The following is an 18,663-nucleotide window of genomic DNA, read 5'->3' as shown; positions in this document are numbered from 1 at the left end:
GCCAAATATGCCAGTATTTACATTGTGTAAGTGTATGGCGCTTGAATACCCAAAGGAATGCCTAGCATCCAGTATCCCACTAGGAAGATAGACCAACCGATCAACATAGCAATCGAGAATGGCATCATGAGTGACGCTAGCGTACCAATACCTGTCGACTTAACGTAACGTTGACAGTAAACCACAACCAATGGGAAGAAGACCATAAGTGGTGAGATAATGTTCGATACAGAGTCACCTACACGGTATGCCGCTTGAGATAGCTCAGGAGAGATACCAACCGCCATCAGCATTGGTACTAGAATTGGACCAATCAATGCCCACTTCGCTGATGCTGAACCGATTAGAAGGTTCACAGCCGCCGTTAGAAGAATCATACCGATGATGGTTGCTTCACCAGGTAAATTCATCGCTTTCAGACCCTCAGCACCGTACAGCGCGAGCATAGTACCAATGTTTGATTGAGCAAACGCCGATAGGAATTGAGCACAGAAGAATGACATTACAATGTACGCACCCATAGTCGCCATGGTGTCTGACATTGCTTTGATGACGTCGTTACTCGTCTTAAATGTACCCGATACCTTACCGTATACGTAGCCTGGAATAATGAACAGGATGAAAATCAATGGAACAATTGATTTCATTAACGGTGCGGTAAATGCGGTGATTTCGCCATCAGGCGAACGAAGTGCAGAGTTCTCAGGAATGATTGCCGCGATAAGCAGTGCAATACCCGCTACCATAGCCCAACCCGCATAACGGAAAGCTTTAGATTCTAGCTCTGTAAATGAACCTAGATCCGGTGCTTTTTCTGCGTCTTCATCAATTGGTGTTTTTGCTAAACGAGGCTCGATGATTTTCTCAGTCACCCACCAACCGATAGCAACGATGATGATAGAAGAAATACCAGTAAAGAAGATGTTTGCTAATGGGTTAACTACATACTCAGGGTCCAGAACTTGTGCTGCTGTCTGAGTAAAGCCTGCTAAAAGTGGGTCGATGCCTGAAGGAATAAAGTTAGCTGAGAAACCACCAGATACACCAGCGAATGCCGCCGCGATACCCGCCAATGGGTGACGACCCGCCGCGTGGAAAATGATACCGCCTAGTGGAATAACTAGTACGTACCCTGCATCTGCCGCTGTATGAGATACAATAGCAACTAGGATTAGCATTGGAGTAAGTAGTTTAGCTGGCGTAAAGTTCAACATCTTCTTAAGGCCAGTTGTAATAAAGCCAGAAGAGTCAGCAACACCCACACCAAGCATGGCAACAAGTACGATGCCTAACGGTGCAAAACCAGTAAATGTGGTTACCATGTTTGCGAGGAAACTTGCTAGAGATTCGCCAGTTAAAAGGTTATTAATTGCAAGTGCTTCGCCTGAACGTGGATTAATCAGGTCAAACGAAACGTTCGATAATAGTGCTGATGCACCCCAAGTAATGACTAACGCCCAGAAAAATAGAATTGCTGGATCCGGGATTTTGTTACCGGCTCGTTCGATAAAGTTTAGGAAGCGGTCCATACCGCTTACTTGTTGTGACGGAGCTTTTTTAATAGCTTGGTTACTCATGGTAACTCCATATGTGATGTTGTTACGGTAGACCTTTGTGAAATTATTATAACGGTCTCGATTTCAGCAGGTATTCTAGTTAATCTGCTCTAATAAAGCACAACAATCCAAGGGTTTTTCCATAATTGGAGACATATTTTGCAAAAACGCGATTAACGTACAACAAAAATAAAACACTTAACCCCAAAAAAAGTACACAACAGTGAAACGCAAATGCAAAATATAAAGAGCACCACTAAGTAATAAAGAAAGATAAACGCAAATATGCATCTAGTTGTTTTAGAATTCACTGTGGCGAGATAGCATAGTTTTTACGCTCAAAGAGTAAGTTTTACCGAAACGATCCTTCCACTCTGCCGTCAACGCTATTTGCTTCAATGAAGTTTCTAGTGAAGAAGATGGCGAACTAATCTGCCACGCAATTGTGAATGCGCCATGGATATCTGAGCCACTAGCCATAGAATCAAAATTAGCAGGCAAAATTTCCGACTGCATACTGTTTGCGCCTCGAGAGCGAAACCATTCAAGCTTTTGCTCAATTAAACTCAGCGCTTTACTACTCGAACTTGCATAGTCTGCACGCTGCTCCATTCTCACTTGCACCGCAATCAGCGATAGACTCGCAATAGCAACTAACAACAGAGCAATCAGTACCTCTAATAGAGAAAAACCTCGCCAGTTACTGCGCAAACCAACCACCTCTAAGCCATGTGAATGCCTTACGCCCTTGCACAACATTGTTGGCTGCTGAGTAATCTATATCGTAGGAGCCTTTTAGTACTGCCTCGCCGCCCAAGGCATCAAAATACATCCCACCTTTAGGGCGAAAGGAGCCGTTATCAAAGTAGACGGTACCACTAGTTAGCCAGTCCTTAATGGCACTTTTATAGCTAACCTCTGCCCAATACTCTTCGATTTTCGTTGGGGAAAAGTCAGGAAGCGACATATCAACTAAATGATAAACAGAGCCTGAAAATTCATGATTTCCTGTTGCAGAGAAAATCCCGTTTTCAACCACTAAGGAAGAGGGCCAAGAAATAGTCAATGGTGAAGTGAGAATACAATGGCCTTCAATCCATAATTTGTTTTGCGCAAGGGTAAGGTTGTCATTAATCACTTCAGCGCAATCATGCCCATCGGCAACACTTGCCAAGCTAAAAACTTGATACTGTTCTTTGAGCAACGCAATGTTCTCAGGGTTATTCTCTCTATTAAAGTAGTTTTTAAACGTATCTAGCTGAGCATTTTTGACGAAATCTTGGTTGAAATTATTCGGTTCAACCAAGCTACTCTGATTGCTTGTTAGCATCGTGATATGACTATCCGCACATTCCCCTTCAAAGCCATTAAAAGGCCCATTAATTAGCGGAAATCCTGTTTTCAGTGCCCCTTCACTTCCACCCACCTCATAGACGACATGTGACGCATACTGAACCGCGACACAAGGATAGTGCCCATCAAGGTGAGTAAACCTAGGTGCGTCGGAAGAAATCTCAAAGCTTCCTATCAAGCGCAGGTTGGCCCGTGACTGAATCGCTCCCATCCCAGTCACTTCGCGGTAATGAAAGTAGCGTCGCAGGGTCGAACTCGGCCCAATAGTGTGTAATATATAACTGTCCTCTTCTAGCGCTTCTACATAGATATCATTCATCCCAGTTTCTTGCTTGCACACATCATTAAGTTCAGCGCTCCCTTGTTCCAATAGGCTATTGAGGCGCTCAGGAAAAGAGTGAAGGTACGCGTATGCACACTCAATACCGCCTTCTGCTAGCCAGTGTTCCTGCCTCGCTTTAAGTTCATTTTGTGCCTGCTTGATCTGATAAAACAGACCTCGATAACTGGCTAGGCTCAGCATTAACGCTGCAATCGCTAACATAGAAGTGACAAGTAGAGTGACAATGCCTTGTTGTTGAGAACGGCTCATCACTGATTTCTCTGCAGCACTGTCATTTCCACTCGGTGTTCACGATTTACCCGAGCGAGAAGATGCCCTGTAAGTGAGAGTGTCACCATTCTCGAGCTCATCATCTCGCTCGCAACCGTTTGACTTTGAACAGAGAAGTTTGAAATAGAAATCTGTTTAGGATTAAAAAGGTTAAAGCAGAAACCTCCAGGTCCTGAAAGAGCCACAGCCTCGACTGACAACGGCTGCGAGGAGTGCTTCTCACATATTTTAAGCATACTCCCCCCACTCGGGCTGCTAGACTCCTCACGCTTAAACACGACGTTGCGAAAAGACTCGGTTCCCTCGGACTCTATATGATAAACATACCCTACAAGCTCTTGCTCGGGGTCAACATGAATAGTGGCCAAAGCCCCAGACAATACAGCCGTGTGCCCTTGGTCAGTATTGAAGCCTGCACGGTGGATATCTTCTTTAATCTGCATCATCACAGTGGAAAGGCTTTGCTCGAGAAGTAGTTGCTTACTTCTCTCATTAGTTAGCTTAAAACCCTGAATAAACACCGAGCCTATTGTGCCGAGAACCATTAATCCAACTAACGACGCGATCTGTAGCTCAATCAGTGTGTTCCCATATTGATGTCGAAAGTTAACAGCGTGGAAAACCATAGCGACTCCGACTCACACCACAAACCATCACTCGATTGGCAGCAAAAGAGGTTTTAATGCGTAGCGCATCGCTCTGCTGCCCGTCCGGATAAAAACTCAAACTGCCGTCTTTGATACGGCCACGAAGGCCACTGAATTTGATCTTATCTGCCGTGTAAGTCCAATCCAGTTTAAGGCTTTTAAATACACTTCCTTGAAGAACCAACAATATCTCTGCAGATCCTGCGGTCTCTGATTCCGTCAAGGTTAGCGTCCACTCGTGGGCCACAGCAGGGTAACTATCAAAAGAAAAGTGCGCCCATAAATCACGATTGCGTTTAATCGCCTCAGACCTCGCTTGGTTAAAAAAACCATGAAGCTCATTGGCGGCTCTCACCATCTGAGCGTCTATGCTCAACGAGCGAAAACTAGGGAGCCCTATGGCCAGCATGCAGCCTAGTACCACAATAGAGATAAGTAGTTCGAGCAGAGTGAAGCCGCGAGACATTTCCCAAATTCCTATGTAATGCCAGATGAAAGAAAAATTCAGCCTTGAGGCAATGCTAGCAGCTAATAAAAATAGATGGGATGTCAGTCAGGAAGGCTTGGAAATGATTCGAACAAGTTTGTGTAAAATACGAGAAAATCGAGTAGAAGGGATGACGTTGATCGAGTTACTGATTTGCGTAGTGATAATAGGCGCACTGTGTACCATCGCCTACCCTAGCTATCATATACATGTGCTGCAGTCCCATCGAACCACAGCTCTGGCTAATATTGCCATGGTGCAATTAGAGCTAGAACGCGAATATACAACGAGTTATCTGGTTGCGGCGGATACTGTTCTTACCGATGGTGAGTGCGATTTTTGTACGCTAGATAGCGATCGTTTTGAGATCGCTATCTCAGCAACCGAATCCACTTACACTATCACCGCTACCGCGCTAGGCTCTCAACTCAAAGATCGTTGTAACGGGGCCTTATATAGCGAATTAAGTATCAATCAGTTGGGTGAAATGGTGCCTGAAGATTGCTGGCCGTAGTCTCTCTCTGAACTAGAAATTAAAAAAGCCTGCTAATGTTGAGTAGCAGGCTTTCAAATCATATTGCTAGGTTAGCTCACCTTAGCTAGTTAGGTCATCAAAGAACTTCTTCACACCGTTGAAGAAACCTTCAGATTTTGGCTTATGCTTAGTTGCCGCCTCACCGCCGCAAGACTCTTCAAATTCTTTAAGCAGATCTTTTTGACGAGAGCTTAGGTTAACCGGAGTTTCAACAACTAGCTTCACGATAAGGTCACCAATACCGCCGCCACGAACACCCTTAACGCCCTTACCGCGCATACGGAACATACGGCCAGTTTGAGTTTCTGTTGGTACTTTAAGGTTCACTCGACCATCAAGGGTTGGAACTTCAACTTCGCCACCAAGTGCTGCCATCGCGAAGCTTACTGGCACTTCACAGTACAAGTTGTTGCCATCACGCTCGAAGATATGGTGCTCTTTAACATGAACCTGTACATATAAGTCACCTGCTGGTGCGCCGTGTTCACCCGCTTCACCTTCACCAGATAGACGAATGCGATCACCAGTATCTACGCCAGCAGGGATCTTAACGTTAAGAGTTTTGGTCTTTTGCTTACGGCCTTGACCATGACATACGTTACATGGCTCTTTAATGATCTTACCTTTACCATTACAGGTAGGACAGGTCTGCTGAACCGCAAAGAAGCCCTGACGCATCTGAACTTGGCCGTGACCATGACAGGTACCACAGGTTTCAGCAGAGGTGCCTTTCTTCGCACCTGTGCCTTCACAAGAGTCACAGTGAACCAATGTTGGCACTTCGATCTCTTTCGATACACCACGAACCGCTTCTTCAAGAGACAGCTCCATGTTGTAACGAAGGTCTGCGCCACGCTGAGCACGATGACCACCGCCACCACGACGACCACCGCCGAAAATATCACCAAACACATCACCAAAGATGTCACCAAAATCGGCGCTGCCACCACCGAAGCCGCCACCACCCATACCGCCTTGTTCAAAAGCAGCATGACCATACTGGTCATAAGCGGCTTTCTTCTGCGGATCAAGAAGGACTTCGTACGCTTCTTTTACTTCTTTAAACTTATCTGCGGCGCTGTCATCACCCTGATTGCGATCCGGGTGGAATTTCATCGCTAGGCGCTTGTACGCCTTCTTAATATCACGCTCTGATGCATCGCGGCTTACGCCTAATACTTCGTAAAAATCACGTTTTGACATGTTCTTCGTCACCAATTAAAACTACTTAAGAGACTAGATGCTAGTTCCTAGTGCCTAGAGTATTGTCATTCCTAAATCTAGGAACTAGGGACTAGTATCCATAAACTGCTACTTACAAACATACGGGCGTATGAGTTACCTCAAACGCCCGCAAGAAACTAAATTAAGTATGTCGAATCAAGAATTACTTCTTGCCGTCTTCCTTAACTTCTTCAAACTCCGCATCAACTACGTCGTCTTGAGGCTGTGCTTGTTCTGCACCAGCTTCAGCGCCTTGTTGTGCTTGAGCTTGTTGCTGAGCGATTTCCATTAGCTTTTGAGCTGCTGTCATAAGTGCTTGAACTTTCGCGTCGATCGCTTCTTTGTCTTCGCCCTTACGTGCTTCTTCTAGCTCAGAGATAGCTGCTTCAATCTTCTCTTTCTCGTCTGCTGGAAGTGCATCACCTGCCTCTTCAACTTGCTTACGAGTACCGTGAATCATTTGGTCAGCTTGGTTACGTGCAGTTGCTAGCTCTTCGAACTTCTTGTCCGCTTCTTTGTTCGCTTCTGCTTCTTGTACCATTTTCTCGATGTCTTCATCGCTTAGACCGCCAGAAGCTTGGATAGTGATCTTCTGCTCTTTACCCGTCGACTTATCTTTCGCAGATACGTGTAGGATACCGTCCGCATCTAGATCGAAAGTTACTTCGATTTGTGGCATACCACGTGGTGCTGGCTGAATGCCTTCTAGGTTGAATTGACCTAGAGACTTGTTGTACATCGCCTGCTTACGCTCACCTTGAAGAACGTGGATAGTTACTGCGTTTTGGTTATCTTCTGCTGTAGAGAAAACTTGGTTCGCTTTGGTTGGGATAGTAGTGTTCTTCTCAACCAGCTTAGTCATTACGCCGCCCATCGTCTCGATACCTAGAGACAGAGGAGTAACGTCTAGTAGAAGTACGTCTTTAACATCACCAGCAAGTACACCACCTTGAACTGCAGCACCCATTGCTACTGCTTCATCAGGGTTCACGTCTTTACGAGCTTCTTTACCGAAGAACTCAGCAACTTTCGCTTGAACCATAGGCATACGAGTCTGACCACCTACTAGGATAACGTCAGTAATGTCGCCTACAGATAGATCAGCGTCAGCTAGAGCAACTTTTAGTGGCTCAAGAGAACGTTGTACTAGGTCTTCAACTAGAGATTCTAGTTTCGCACGCGTTACTTTAACGTTCATGTGCTTAGGACCCGTTGCATCTGCAGTCACGTAAGGTAGGTTTACGTCAGTTTGAGTAGTAGAAGAAAGCTCGATTTTCGCTTTTTCCGCTGCTTCTTTAACACGCTGCATTGCTAGAGGATCGCTCTTAAGATCGATACCTTGCTCTTTCTTGAACTCTTCAACTAGGTAGTTGATCATGCGGTTATCGAAGTCTTCACCACCTAGGTGAGTGTCACCGTTAGTTGCTAATACTTCGAACGTTTTCTCGCCTTCAACTTCGTCGATCTCGATGATAGAGATGTCGAATGTACCACCACCAAGGTCGTATACAGCGATAGTGCGATCGCCGCCTTGCTTGTCTAGACCATACGCTAGAGCAGCCGCTGTTGGTTCGTTGATGATACGTTTAACTTCTAGGCCTGCGATACGACCAGCATCTTTCGTTGCTTGACGCTGTGCATCGTTGAAGTAAGCAGGTACAGTGATAACTGCGCCAGTTACTTCCTCACCAAGGAAGTCTTCTGCAGTTTTCTTCATTTTCTTAAGGATTTCAGCAGAAACCTGAGGAGCCGCCATTTTTTGGCCTTGCGCTTCTACCCAAGCATCACCGTTGTCAGCCTTAATGATTTTGTAAGGCATGATTTCGATGTCACGCTGAACTTCTTCGTCTTCGAAACGACGACCAATAAGACGCTTAATTGCAAATAGCGTGTTAGTTGGGTTAGTAACTGCTTGACGTTTTGCCGGTTGACCTACTAGCGTTTCACCGTCTGTGTAAGCAATTACCGATGCAGTGGTACGCTCACCCTCTGCGTTTTCAATTACACGTGGTTTGTCGCCGTCTAGTACAGCAACACATGAGTTAGTAGTACCTAAGTCAATACCAATGATTTTACCCATCAGGCTATCTCCGAATAAATTTCTATTTTCGTTTTGCTATATCCCCTATGTGGGGATGGAGAATCGGGTTTCAACCCTTGCTCACAAACAAAAATAATGATGTTTGCTTCTCTATGCCCAATAGATAAGGGCAGGAAATGGCTTTTCAAGGGAGGGCATGAAAAAAAATGTAAAAAAAGCGAACCCTAAGGCTCGCTTTGAAATTCTGTCTATTTATAACCTGTGGTTTTAGTCGTTAAGCTTCGACAGGCTTTGCTTCTACTTCCGCTTCATCTTTACCGATTTCACCTTCTGTTTTAGCAACGATAGTGTTTACAGCGGTATCGCCTACTACGTTTGAAGATGTACAGAACATATCGTTAATGCGGTCAACTGCAGCGATGATTGCCAGACCTTCAGGTGGAAGACCCAGTTGGTGAAGAAGAACACCGACCATAACTACGCCGCCACCAGGAACACCGCCAGCACCTATTGATAGAAGTAGGATCGTTAGACCTAAAGTGAACAAATCAGCGGTATTGATTGGCTGGCCAAATGCGTTGGCTACGAAAATAGTCGCTAATGCGATGTAAATAGATACACCAGACATGTTCATTGTTGCCCCTAACGGCACACCGAAACCAGCGACTGATTTTGAAACCTGCAATTTTTCCGTCAGAGTACGCATAGTTACAGGAATAGTTGCATTTGAGCTTGCTGTCGATAGAGAGAATAAAATCTGCTCACGTGTAGCGCGTAGGAATGCCTTAGGTGAAGTCCCTGTCGCAATGCCCACTGCCATTGGGTAGAAGAAGAAGATCCAAAACACTAGCATTGCAACAACTAGTGCTACGTAACCTGCAACCGACATCAATGTATTCGCATCTAGCGTTGCACCTAGTTGAATCATTAGTGCAAACACACCGTATGGCGCTAGGCTCATAACCAACCCAACCAGTTTCATCATGATCTCATTCGCCATCTTGAATGTACGAATCGCTGGGCCACCACGCGAGTCAAGCGCTTGAATCGCTAAACCTGTCAGGATTGCCATGAAGATGATTTGTAACATATCTCCGTTCGCAAACGCTTGAACTGGGTTGCTAGGAACGATGTTAACGACTAGTGAGAAAATGTCTGGAGTTTCGGTCGTCGTTAGCTTAACCGTCTCTGAGATAGTTCCAGCTAGGTTAGCGTCTGCCCCTGGTTGGAAAATCATGCCAACCGTTAATGCGGCAGTAATAGCGATGATGGTATTAAAGATATATAAAGCAAAAGTTTTACCACCTAAACGACCAAAAGCAGTGATGTCTTTCAAGTCAACGATACCGCATACAATTGACACGTAGACCAAAGGTACAACGAGCAATTTAATCAGTGATACGAACATACCACCCGCGCCCTCTGCGGCACCTAGAAGGTAAATGTCGAAGATTACAATTCCACTGAATAGGTACTGAATTGCAGTACCAATGAGCAGACCAGCAAACAAGCCTACAAATATCTTGCTTGAAAGCGACTTATCCATCTTTCATCTCCAGAATGTTGTGTTGTTAATTTATGATTTTATAGTTTATTCCGCCAAGTTATTCGGCAGAGTTCGCACATAATACACACAAAAGTTACAAGATAAAGACTTTGTTTACTATAATGTTACAAATTTCAAATCAGAAATTAATTCTCAGACTACGACTGGATATGGATAAGTTCGCTAAATCAATTATTTATCTTGAGGGGCAAGAACTGGTCTGACGGGATCAAAAAAGAGAGGCAAAAGCCTCCCTTCGTTTAAAACAGGTGGGGGATGTTACTTCGCAACCATAACCATAGCTGGGCGGATTACACGACCATTTAGCTCGTAACCTTTCTGCATTACAAACATAACCGTGTTTGACTCGTGGTCAGGGCTATCTTGAATAGACATAGCTTGGTGCTTTTCAGGGTTGAACGCTTCACCTTCAGGGTTGATCTCAGTGAGACCAAACTTAGAAACCGTGTCGACAAACGTCTTGTGAGTCAGCTCAACACCTTCTAGCAGAGGCTTAACCACTTCATTTTCAGTATCAGCTGCCTGAATCGCACGCTCCAAGTTATCGATAACAGGAAGTAGCTCTTCAGCAAACTTGTTCAAAGCATACTTACGAGCTTTGTCGATCTCAGTTTCAGTACGACGACGCATGTTTTCAACTTCAGCTTTTGCACGTAATACGCTGTCTTGCTGTTCTTGAACTTTTGCTTCGCTCGTTAGAAGAGCCGCTTCAAGTTGAGCAATCTTCGCGTCTTTCTCATCACCAATCTCTTCAAGCTCTGCTTCTGCATCTTGAGCAGCCGCTTCTACTTTTTCAGCTTCTTCGATGATTTGATCCAGCTCTTCTTCTGTAACTTTGTTTTCTTCGTTGCTCATAATCTCTCCAGAATTCATCTTTATTGGTCACCAACGCATCACGTTTATCGCATTGGAGCACACAAAAATTCGCATAAATAGCTAACTTGCCATTATTATGGGGATGAAGATTGTCGAATCAAGCCTATTTGGTGCGGAAAACCTATGAAAAAACTTTTTGAAGTGATCGCCATCATTGGAAAACCAAGAGATCAACAAGCTATAGCGACTCATCGCGAGCTCTATACCTGGCTTCAAAACGAAGGTTACAAAGTGTATATCGATAATAGATTAAGTGAGATCTTAGACGATATTCCACAAAAAGACTTTGCTAGCCTAATTGAATTGGGGCGGATAGCCGATTTAGCCATCGTAGTGGGTGGCGACGGAAATATGCTTGGTGCGGCACGTGTTCTATCAAGGTTTGATATCTCTGTCATTGGAGTAAACCGTGGCAACCTTGGCTTCCTAACCGACCTTGACCCCGAGGATTTTCAAGCCTCGCTCTCTGCCGTACTTGCTGGCGAGTTTATCGAAGAAGAGCGCTTCTTGCTTGAAGCGGAAGTGCACAGACACAATCAAGTAAAAAGTCACAATGCAGCGTTAAACGAAGCGGTACTCCACCCAGGCCAAGTTGCTCATATGATCGAGTTTGAAGTTTACATTGATGACATCTTCGCTTTCTCCTTACGAGCAGATGGATTGATCGTGTCAACGCCAACGGGATCAACAGCCTACTCGCTTTCCGGCGGTGGCCCTATCCTTTCACCAAGTTTGAACTCAATTTCGTTAGTGCCGATGTTCCCACACACACTTTCTAGCCGCCCACTGGTTGTTGATAGCAAGCGCCGTATCAAGCTGATCGTGTCACCAGATAACCGAGGCACACAAGAAGTAAGCTGCGACGGTCAAGTTTCACTGCCCGTCTCTCCCGGTGATGAAGTGCATGTCTACCAAAGTCCGAACGTACTTAAGCTGATCCACCCCAAAGACTACAGCTATTACCACGTACTGAGAAACAAGCTAGGTTGGTCGAGCCGGTTGTTTTAAGAGTTGGAGAAGTTTTGAGGGGTTGGCGTACTGCGTCAACCCTTTTTGGGTTTGGAGCACTTTCCTAAAGAAGCGGGATGCGGGAACGGACGTAGTCCGATCTCGAAGCGAAGCGATCTGCTCCCGATCACAAAAAATCTCACCTGCATCTTTACTGTATAAAGAAACAGTATATACTGTTTTCTTATACAGTATTGTTCATTTAAACAGGTACATAAAATGCTGGCTCATCTAAGTGTTAATAATTTTGCAATTGTTAAGTCTCTACAGCTAGAGCTATCCAAAGGAATGACAACCATTACCGGTGAGACTGGCGCAGGCAAATCCATCGCCATTGACGCCCTCGGTTTATGTTTAGGCGGGCGCGCGGAAGCCAGCATGGTACGTCAAGGTGAAGAGAAAACTGAGGTAAGTGCAGCTTTCTCCCTTGAGAACAATATTAACGCAACCCGCTGGTTGGAAGATAACGATCTGCTAGATGGCAGCGACTGCATTCTGCGCCGTATCATTAGTAAAGAAGGTCGTTCTAGAGCCTTCATTAACGGTAGTCCCGTTCCTCTTTCTCAGCTAAAAACGTTGGGCCAACTACTGATAAATATCCATGGTCAACATGCTCATCATCAGCTAATGAAGAGTGAGTACCAAATGGCGATGCTTGACCAATACGCGGGCCATACAAATCTACTCAAAAATACGCGTAACGCATACCAAACTTGGCGTCAGGCTGACAATAACCTAAAGCAGTTAAAAGAAAACAGCGCTGCAAACCTAGCCCAGAAACAGCTTCTTGAATACCAATTCAAAGAGCTTAATGAACTTTCTCTTGCGGAGGGTGAATATGAAGAACTCGAACAAGAACACAAACGCCTGTCAAACTGCGGAGAGCTCGCCTCGACCTGCCAACAAGCGATCGAGCTTATTTACGAAGGTGAAGAGGTTAACGCGCTTGGTATTCTCCAATCGGCCAGTCAGTCCTTAATTCAACTCGCTGAACTGGATGAAACCTTAACTGAGCTACCTAACATGGTCGCTGAAGCGATGATCCAGCTTGAAGAGGCAAACAGCGAGTTACGCAACTACCTCGATAATATCGATGTAGACCCTGCTCGTATGGCTTACGTTGAAGAGCGCTTCTCTAAAGTGATGTCGATTGCCAGAAAGCATCATGTAATGCCAGAAGAGCTCTATCAGCACCATCAAGATCTATTAGAGCAGATCCAAGCACTAGATTGCTCAGACGAACGCTTAGGGGAGTTAGAGCAAATTGTTGAAGCTAACTACCAATCTTTTATTGCTGCATCAGAAAAACTGCATAAGTCTCGAGCGCGCTACGCGAAAGAACTCAATAAACTCATCACCGCAAGCATGCACGAACTGAGCATGGAAAAAGCTCAATTCCGTATTGAAGTGACAACAGAAGGCACTCACCCGTCGCCTATCGGCCTAGATACTGTTTGCTTCGTAGTGTCAACCAACCCAGGCCAACCAATGCAACCAATTGCCAAAGTAGCATCAGGTGGTGAGCTTTCTCGAATCTCGCTCGCGATACAAGTAATCACGGCGCAAAAAGTTGATACTCCGAGCCTGATCTTCGATGAAGTTGATGTGGGTATCAGCGGCCCAACAGCGGCCGTCGTTGGGAAAATGCTACGTAAGTTAGGTGAATCGACCCAAGTTCTTTGTGTAACTCACTTACCTCAAGTCGCTGGTTGTGGCCATGAACAACTCTTCGTAGCAAAACAAACCAAAGCTGGAAAAACAGAAACACAAATGCATCGCTTAAATAATGAACAACGCGTATCAGAGTTGGCGCGCTTACTTGGTGGAAGCGAGATTACTGACTCGACTCTAGCCAATGCGAAGGAACTCCTAGTTGCTGCCTAACCTACGCTTTTGCGGGTCAAAGTTCCCTCTTGTTAAGAATTTTGACCTGACTTTGCAACCAAATTCAAAAATAACGGTCATAAACAATTCAAAACGCTTTCAGCTTTTTACTTTGGCGCCTAGCTTGTTTATTATCGGCTGAGTTTGATTATTATCCGTTACAAGAATTTAAGTATGCAATTAAAGAAGTGGCTCATCGCTGTACCACTAGCAATGACAATGCTGACTGGCTGTTCTCTTCTAGAGAAGTTGGTGTACCGCATTGATATCAACCAAGGCAACTATGTAGAACAAACCGCAGTTGAACAACTGAAGTTTGGCATGACCAAAGAACAAGTACGCTATGTAATGGGCTCACCAATGCTGATAGAGAACGGTTACCCAGATACTTGGTACTACATTTATCATCATACCGAAGGACACCATGACCCAATCCAAAAGAACCTAATCGTTAACTTTAACGATGACGGCCAGTTGGTAGAAGTAGCCGGCGACTTCCCGGCAAGCAATGACTTCTTTGAGAGTATTAACTAACGAGAAGCGAGAAATATCAAAGGGTTGACACATGGTGTCAACCCTTTTTATTTCAATAAATTAAGCTGTCATCCTCAAGAGTGAGGTGCGAACGAGTTGGGGCTCTCTTACAGCAAGTCGATGAAGAATGGAGATTCCCTACTCCTTCCTTCGTCAATCTAGGGAATGACGGTATATAGCGTTGCTCTCCTCTCGAAGGGCAAAGCCCGTTTTCGATTCCCGCGGGCGAAGTCCATTCGCTCTCTTTAGCCTTCCTTCCTCAGAGGATTCTTCTTACCGCCAGTGACAGGATCAGCAGCACCAGAGGCTTTGGCTTGCTCGGCGCGCTTACGGCGAATCTCTTTAGGATCAGCCAATAGCGGACGGTAGATTTCGATACGGTCTTTGTCATTAACCGTCGCATTGAGTTTTACGTTACGGCTGAACACTCCAACCTTATTGGTTTTCAGATCAATCTCTGGGTAAAGCTCAAGCACTCCAGATTGAGCGATAATCTCTTCAACCGTCATCGATTGATTAACCACTAACGTAAACACTCGTTGTTCTTGCGGTAGAGCGTATACGACTTCAACATGAATCATCTCAGACTCAATACTCATAAGCTGGGTACACCTGTTTTGCACGCTTGGTAAATGCGTTAACCATGTTGTTGGTCAACTCGTTGAAAACCTTACCAAACGCCATCTCAATCATTTTGCTTGAAAACTCGAACTCTAACTTAAGTTCTACTTTACATGCCTGTTCGTCTAACGGAGTGAAAAACCATCCACCTTTGAGTGTTTTAAATGGCCCATCGACGAGCTTCATTACGATCGCTTCCCCCTCCACCAGCTCGTTAGCGGTGGTGAAAGTCTTACTAATCCCTGCTTTCGCAACATCAACAGAAGCCACCATCGCATTTGAGCTCGATTCAATAACTCGTGAACCTGAACAACCCGGCAAAAATTCTGGGTAGCTCGCTACATCGTTCACTAAGTCGAACATCTGCTTGGCACTAAACGACACCAACGCAGAGCGACTAACTTGCTTCATATTGACTCCTCATCACTTCCACTTGAACTTCAAGCTTGGAGCAATTTTACTTTTATTTGCACTCAGCGCAAATAAAGGGATTTCCTAACTTAGTTCCTAGCCGTATAATGCAGCCATTATGGCAAAGAAAAAATCTAAACAAAAAGCGGGTAGCAATACCATCGCTGTCAATAAGAAAGCTCGCCACGAGTATTTCATCGATGATGAAATCGAAGCGGGAATGGAGCTTCAAGGCTGGGAAGTTAAGTCCCTTCGTCAAGGCAAAGCTAACATCGCAGAAAGTTACGTATTTATGCGTGACGGCGAAGCCTTCGTTAGTGGCATGACCATTACCCCTCTTAACCAAGCATCGACACACGTAGTGGCGAACCCTACTCGTGTGCGTAAACTACTCCTTAGCCGTCGCGAGCTTGATAACCTACTTGGTAGGATCAACCGCGAAGGTATGACACTTACTGCTCTTTCACTATATTGGTCTCGCTCTTGGGTGAAGATGAAAATTGGTGTTGCGAAAGGTAAGAAGCTGCACGATAAGCGTACTGATCTTAAAGAAAAAGATTGGGCACGTGAAAAAGCGCGCGTAATGAAAAGCTCGCTGCGCTAATATTGAGCACTTAAACGCACAAGTCTAGACAGGTTATACTTTTCTGGTACTATGCGAGGAACACTTTGGGGCTGATTTAGGATTCGACAGGAATTTTGCAGTCTGAGGTGCATGCCGTGGGGCGGTTGGCCACGTAAAAAGCCGCAAAAAAATAGTCGCAAACGACGAAAACTACGCACTAGCAGCTTAATAACCTGCTCAGAGCTCTCTCGCCCTAGCTTCCGCACGTAAGACGGGGACCAACGAGAGATCAAACCCAAACGCGCTAGCCCGGATTCTCCCGCCTGAGAGATGAACGGCGAATTACAATTCAGGATAGTCATTTACTAGCGTGTCGGTTCGCAGGTACTTGGTGAATTTAAAGATCGACTAAGCATGTAGTACCAATGATGAATGATTTTTGGACGCGGGTTCAACTCCCGCCAGCTCCACCAAACGTTTGGAAAGGGCGCTAACTTTATAGTTAGCGCCCTTTTTGTATCATTAAATTCAGTACTCGTGAGTTGCGGGTCACAGATTTCATTTACCACCACTCGAACGTTTAGAAAAGTGTTCTATTATCCTCACTAGAGGATATATTAGCAATTATCCCCTAATAGGGATATTACACAACTTATCCTCACTAAGGGATAAGAATCCAAATATCCCCTAGTAAGGATATCAAGTATATTTAGTCGATTGAGGGCTGGAAAATGATTTATAGTCCAAAGCAGCTAGCAGATATGATGTTGCTGATACGTCAACAAAATGGATGGACTCAATCAGAGTTAGCAAAAAAAGTCGGCATCAAGCAAGCCACCATCTCGAACTTCGAAAACAACCCTAACAAAACAACACTTTCTACCTTCTTTAAGCTTGCCCAAGCAATGGATCTAACATTGAGTATCCACGATAAATCACAGGTAGCTTCGTCAGATGAAAATGATGATGGGAGTTGGTAATGCAGAAGCTAATCGCATACATGAATGGTGAACTTGTTGGTACTCTAGAGAAACATAAGAATGGTGCTCACACTTTTCAATATGATAAAAACTGGTTAACCAATGCGGTGACTCGACCACTATCATTGTCTTTAAAACTTCAATTACCAGCTATCACTTCCGATGCAGTTATAAACTATTTTGACAATCTCTTGCCAGACAGCCCTCAAGTCAGAGATAGAATCGTTGCAAGATACAAGGCGTCATCCAAACAACCATTTGATCTCCTGAAAGAAATAGGAAAAGACAGTGTTGGTGCGATTGCTTTACTTCCTCCAGACCTCCCCTATAATAAAGAGCCACTTAGCTACGAAGTCCTTGATGACAAAAAACTAGAAACTGTTCTTTCTGCATACAAGTCTGATATTCCGCTCGGAATGCTTGAAGAAGAAGAAGACTTTAGAATCTCCGTGGCAGGTGTTCAAGAGAAAACAGCTCTATTATTCATTGATGATCAATGGTGTATACCGAAAGGAAACACCCCCACCACTCACATCATTAAACTGCCAATAGGTGAAATACAACAAGCCAACGCGACCTTAGATCTCAAAGATAGCGTAGAAAACGAGTACCTTTGTATTAAGTTAGCCAGAGCTCTGGGGTTTGCAGTTCCCAACGTCAATATAATCAAAACAGACAACATAAAAGCTTTAGCTGTAGAGCGCTTTGATAGACGCTGGACAAAAGACAGAACATGCTTGCTACGCTTACCTCAGGAAGATACCTGCCAAGTATTTGGTATGCCATCATCCATTAAGTACGAATCTCAAGGTGGTCCCGGTATAGTTCAGATCATGAAGTTGTTAATGGGGTCAAGTAATGCTCTAGAAGATCGATATAACTTCATGAGATTCCAAGTATTTCAGTGGCTCATTGGCGCTACAGATGGGCATGCGAAAAACTTTTCTATCTATATTGATAGAGGAGGCAGCTACAGACTCACTCCATTCTACGATATTTTGTCAGCCTACCCACTACTGGGAGGAAAAGGGCTCAATATCAGAAAGCTTAAGCTGGCAATGGGATTGAAAGCAACAAAAGGCAAGAAGTATGAGATAAGTAAAATCCTGCCTCGTCACTTCTTGGATACTGCTAAAGCTGTAAACTTTAGTCAAGACACGATGCAAGAGATAATTGATGAAATGAAAGATGCCTTACCTAAGGCAATGTTACAAGTAAGTGCTACATTGCCTGAGGGCTTTCCTGAGCATATCGTAGACTCAATTTTTGAGAATACTCAGCAAATAGTTAAGAAGATTTAGCTGCATCAAACCCGAGTTACTAGGAACATCAACATAAGTGGATGGGGGTTCAGTTCCGCATAGATCTCTGCATTACTGCATAAAATAGTATTCTATTTAGTACTCCAAACACGGCAAGTAGCACGTTAGGGTACTCAAACACGCGTACCGACTTAGTTGTTGAGCGAAATTATTTACTCTATCTAGAACGTTACTTATCCCCACCAGGGTATATTCACCCCATTATTCCCTACTGGGGATAAAGAACATTTCACGGCCTACGAATAATGGTCCAAAACCTCTTTAACTTAATCTACCTTGCTGTTCAGCTCTACAAAAATACGTTCACTAATAATTAGATGACAAACAATCAAACGTGTAATAAACCTGCAAAAGTGAATCAAACTTGCACAAGATCACATTTAAGGGTATAGTTTCGACGAAAAATTACTTTGAACTCAAAACAAATGGAGGGCGGTTT

Annotated in this window: 18 protein-coding genes and 1 other RNA gene; 8 read left to right on the top strand and 11 right to left on the bottom strand. The window is 44.5% G+C overall.

The features are described 5' to 3' along the window. Positions 1-17: 17 nt before the first annotated feature. From QTO00_RS01000 to QTO00_RS00980, 5 genes are all read right to left on the bottom strand, one after another. Positions 18-1,577, bottom strand: coding sequence for an AbgT family transporter (locus tag QTO00_RS01000; RefSeq protein WP_331422404.1), 1,560 nt, complete (start codon positions 1,575-1,577; stop codon positions 18-20). Between the two features lie 279 nt (positions 1,578-1,856). Then, positions 1,857-2,267: a prepilin-type N-terminal cleavage/methylation domain-containing protein gene (locus QTO00_RS00995; protein ID WP_331422403.1), complete on the bottom strand. Its 411-nt coding sequence runs from the start codon at positions 2,265-2,267 to the stop codon at positions 1,857-1,859. Beyond that, the gene (locus tag QTO00_RS00990) at positions 2,257-3,501 is read right to left on the bottom strand and encodes a hypothetical protein (RefSeq protein ID WP_331422402.1); all 1,245 of its coding nucleotides are present in this window, start codon (positions 3,499-3,501) and stop codon (positions 2,257-2,259) included. The genes QTO00_RS00995 and QTO00_RS00990 overlap by 11 nt, the downstream gene beginning before the upstream one ends. Beyond that, entirely contained in the window at positions 3,501-4,148 is a 648-nt protein-coding gene (locus QTO00_RS00985) for a pilus assembly protein PilW (protein ID WP_331422401.1), read from the bottom strand. Before QTO00_RS00985 ends, QTO00_RS00990 begins: the two co-directional genes overlap by 1 nt. Then, complete coding sequence (locus QTO00_RS00980; protein ID WP_331422400.1) at positions 4,129-4,635, bottom strand: GspH/FimT family pseudopilin; 507 nt, start codon at positions 4,633-4,635, stop codon at positions 4,129-4,131. Before QTO00_RS00980 ends, QTO00_RS00985 begins: the two co-directional genes overlap by 20 nt. A 25-nt stretch (positions 4,636-4,660) precedes the next feature. On the opposite strand from QTO00_RS00980, the gene QTO00_RS00975 reads away from it, so the two are divergent. After that, the gene (locus QTO00_RS00975) at positions 4,661-5,170 is read left to right on the top strand and encodes a type IV pilin protein (RefSeq protein ID WP_331422399.1); all 510 of its coding nucleotides are present in this window, start codon (positions 4,661-4,663) and stop codon (positions 5,168-5,170) included. Between the two features lie 81 nt (positions 5,171-5,251). On the opposite strand, the gene dnaJ is transcribed toward QTO00_RS00975, so the two are convergent. From dnaJ to grpE, 4 genes are all read right to left on the bottom strand, one after another. After that, positions 5,252-6,394, bottom strand: coding sequence for a molecular chaperone DnaJ (gene dnaJ / locus QTO00_RS00970; protein ID WP_331422398.1), 1,143 nt, complete (start codon positions 6,392-6,394; stop codon positions 5,252-5,254). A gap of 184 nt (positions 6,395-6,578) precedes the next feature. After that, positions 6,579-8,495 carry a molecular chaperone DnaK gene (dnaK, locus tag QTO00_RS00965; RefSeq protein WP_331422396.1) on the bottom strand — a complete coding sequence of 639 codons (1,917 nt, stop codon included), beginning with the start codon at positions 8,493-8,495 and terminating at the stop codon, positions 6,579-6,581. Positions 8,496-8,730: 235 nt separating this feature from the next. Then, positions 8,731-10,002, bottom strand: a complete 1,272-nt coding sequence (locus tag QTO00_RS00960; RefSeq protein WP_331422394.1) for a dicarboxylate/amino acid:cation symporter — start codon at positions 10,000-10,002, stop codon at positions 8,731-8,733. A gap of 279 nt (positions 10,003-10,281) precedes the next feature. Beyond that, a complete protein-coding gene (gene grpE / locus QTO00_RS00955) occupies positions 10,282-10,878 on the bottom strand; it encodes a nucleotide exchange factor GrpE (protein WP_331422392.1) in 597 nt (198 codons plus the stop codon). A 144-nt stretch (positions 10,879-11,022) separates the two neighbouring features. Between grpE and nadK the strand changes: the two genes are divergently transcribed. The 3 genes from nadK to bamE all read left to right on the top strand — a co-directional run bounded on the left by nadK (position 11,023) and on the right by bamE (position 14,325). Continuing rightward, positions 11,023-11,907 carry an NAD(+) kinase gene (nadK, locus tag QTO00_RS00950; protein WP_331422390.1) on the top strand — a complete coding sequence of 295 codons (885 nt, stop codon included), beginning with the start codon at positions 11,023-11,025 and terminating at the stop codon, positions 11,905-11,907. Between the two features lie 219 nt (positions 11,908-12,126). Further along, complete coding sequence (recN, locus tag QTO00_RS00945) at positions 12,127-13,791, top strand: DNA repair protein RecN (RefSeq protein WP_331422388.1); 1,665 nt, start codon at positions 12,127-12,129, stop codon at positions 13,789-13,791. A 174-nt stretch (positions 13,792-13,965) separates the two neighbouring features. Further along, entirely contained in the window at positions 13,966-14,325 is a 360-nt protein-coding gene (gene bamE, locus QTO00_RS00940) for an outer membrane protein assembly factor BamE (protein ID WP_038205819.1), read from the top strand. A 245-nt stretch (positions 14,326-14,570) separates the two neighbouring features. Here the strand turns inward: bamE and QTO00_RS00935 are convergent, their stop codons facing one another. Together QTO00_RS00935 and QTO00_RS00930 are read right to left on the bottom strand one after the other, a co-directional pair. After that, complete coding sequence (locus tag QTO00_RS00935) at positions 14,571-14,924, bottom strand: RnfH family protein (RefSeq protein WP_331422385.1); 354 nt, start codon at positions 14,922-14,924, stop codon at positions 14,571-14,573. Beyond that, positions 14,914-15,357, bottom strand: coding sequence for an SRPBCC family protein (locus QTO00_RS00930; RefSeq protein ID WP_331422384.1), 444 nt, complete (start codon positions 15,355-15,357; stop codon positions 14,914-14,916). The genes QTO00_RS00935 and QTO00_RS00930 overlap by 11 nt, the downstream gene beginning before the upstream one ends. A 118-nt stretch (positions 15,358-15,475) precedes the next feature. On the opposite strand from QTO00_RS00930, the gene smpB reads away from it, so the two are divergent. From smpB to QTO00_RS00910, 4 genes are all read left to right on the top strand, one after another. Further along, positions 15,476-15,961 (top strand): SsrA-binding protein SmpB, encoded by a 486-nt coding sequence (gene smpB, locus QTO00_RS00925; protein WP_331422383.1) that lies wholly within the window; start codon positions 15,476-15,478, stop codon positions 15,959-15,961. 67 nt (positions 15,962-16,028) lie between these two features. Further along, positions 16,029-16,395, top strand: a transfer-messenger RNA (tmRNA) gene (gene ssrA, locus QTO00_RS00920). A gap of 258 nt (positions 16,396-16,653) precedes the next feature. Then, on the top strand, positions 16,654-16,902 hold the full coding sequence (hipB, locus tag QTO00_RS00915; RefSeq protein ID WP_331422382.1) for a type II toxin-antitoxin system antitoxin HipB: 249 nt from the start codon (positions 16,654-16,656) through the stop codon (positions 16,900-16,902). Continuing rightward, a complete protein-coding gene (locus tag QTO00_RS00910; RefSeq protein ID WP_331422381.1) occupies positions 16,902-18,203 on the top strand; it encodes a type II toxin-antitoxin system HipA family toxin in 1,302 nt (433 codons plus the stop codon). The genes hipB and QTO00_RS00910 overlap by 1 nt, the downstream gene beginning before the upstream one ends. Positions 18,204-18,663 lie beyond the last annotated feature (460 nt).

It is taken from the genome of Vibrio sp. M260118 (assembly GCF_036533755.1).
In the GTDB taxonomy this organism is placed as follows: domain Bacteria; phylum Pseudomonadota; class Gammaproteobacteria; order Enterobacterales; family Vibrionaceae; genus Vibrio.
Note: the sequence above shows the minus strand (reverse complement) of the source record. Positions and strands in the feature narration are given on the sequence as shown.

Excerpts from the sequence above, each read along its gene's own strand:
- grpE (WP_331422392.1), bottom strand. The coding sequence starts at position 10,878 with ATGAGCAACGAAGAAAACAAAGTTACAGAAGAAGAGCTGGATCAAATC.
- QTO00_RS01000 (WP_331422404.1), bottom strand. The coding sequence starts at position 1,577 with ATGAGTAACCAAGCTATTAAAAAAGCTCCGTCACAACAAGTAAGCGGT.
- smpB (WP_331422383.1), top strand. The coding sequence starts at position 15,476 with ATGGCAAAGAAAAAATCTAAACAAAAAGCGGGTAGCAATACCATCGCT.
- bamE (WP_038205819.1), top strand. The coding sequence starts at position 13,966 with ATGCAATTAAAGAAGTGGCTCATCGCTGTACCACTAGCAATGACAATG.
- QTO00_RS00960 (WP_331422394.1), bottom strand. The coding sequence starts at position 10,002 with ATGGATAAGTCGCTTTCAAGCAAGATATTTGTAGGCTTGTTTGCTGGT.
- dnaK (WP_331422396.1), bottom strand. The coding sequence starts at position 8,495 with ATGGGTAAAATCATTGGTATTGACTTAGGTACTACTAACTCATGTGTT.
- nadK (WP_331422390.1), top strand. The coding sequence starts at position 11,023 with ATGAAAAAACTTTTTGAAGTGATCGCCATCATTGGAAAACCAAGAGAT.
- QTO00_RS00935 (WP_331422385.1), bottom strand. The coding sequence starts at position 14,924 with ATGAGTATTGAGTCTGAGATGATTCATGTTGAAGTCGTATACGCTCTA.
- hipB (WP_331422382.1), top strand. The coding sequence starts at position 16,654 with ATGATTTATAGTCCAAAGCAGCTAGCAGATATGATGTTGCTGATACGT.
- QTO00_RS00990 (WP_331422402.1), bottom strand. The coding sequence starts at position 3,501 with ATGAGCCGTTCTCAACAACAAGGCATTGTCACTCTACTTGTCACTTCT.
- QTO00_RS00975 (WP_331422399.1), top strand. The coding sequence starts at position 4,661 with ATGAAAGAAAAATTCAGCCTTGAGGCAATGCTAGCAGCTAATAAAAAT.
- QTO00_RS00980 (WP_331422400.1), bottom strand. The coding sequence starts at position 4,635 with ATGTCTCGCGGCTTCACTCTGCTCGAACTACTTATCTCTATTGTGGTA.
- QTO00_RS00910 (WP_331422381.1), top strand. The coding sequence starts at position 16,902 with ATGCAGAAGCTAATCGCATACATGAATGGTGAACTTGTTGGTACTCTA.
- dnaJ (WP_331422398.1), bottom strand. The coding sequence starts at position 6,394 with ATGTCAAAACGTGATTTTTACGAAGTATTAGGCGTAAGCCGCGATGCA.
- QTO00_RS00985 (WP_331422401.1), bottom strand. The coding sequence starts at position 4,148 with ATGGTTTTCCACGCTGTTAACTTTCGACATCAATATGGGAACACACTG.
- QTO00_RS00930 (WP_331422384.1), bottom strand. The coding sequence starts at position 15,357 with ATGAAGCAAGTTAGTCGCTCTGCGTTGGTGTCGTTTAGTGCCAAGCAG.
- recN (WP_331422388.1), top strand. The coding sequence starts at position 12,127 with ATGCTGGCTCATCTAAGTGTTAATAATTTTGCAATTGTTAAGTCTCTA.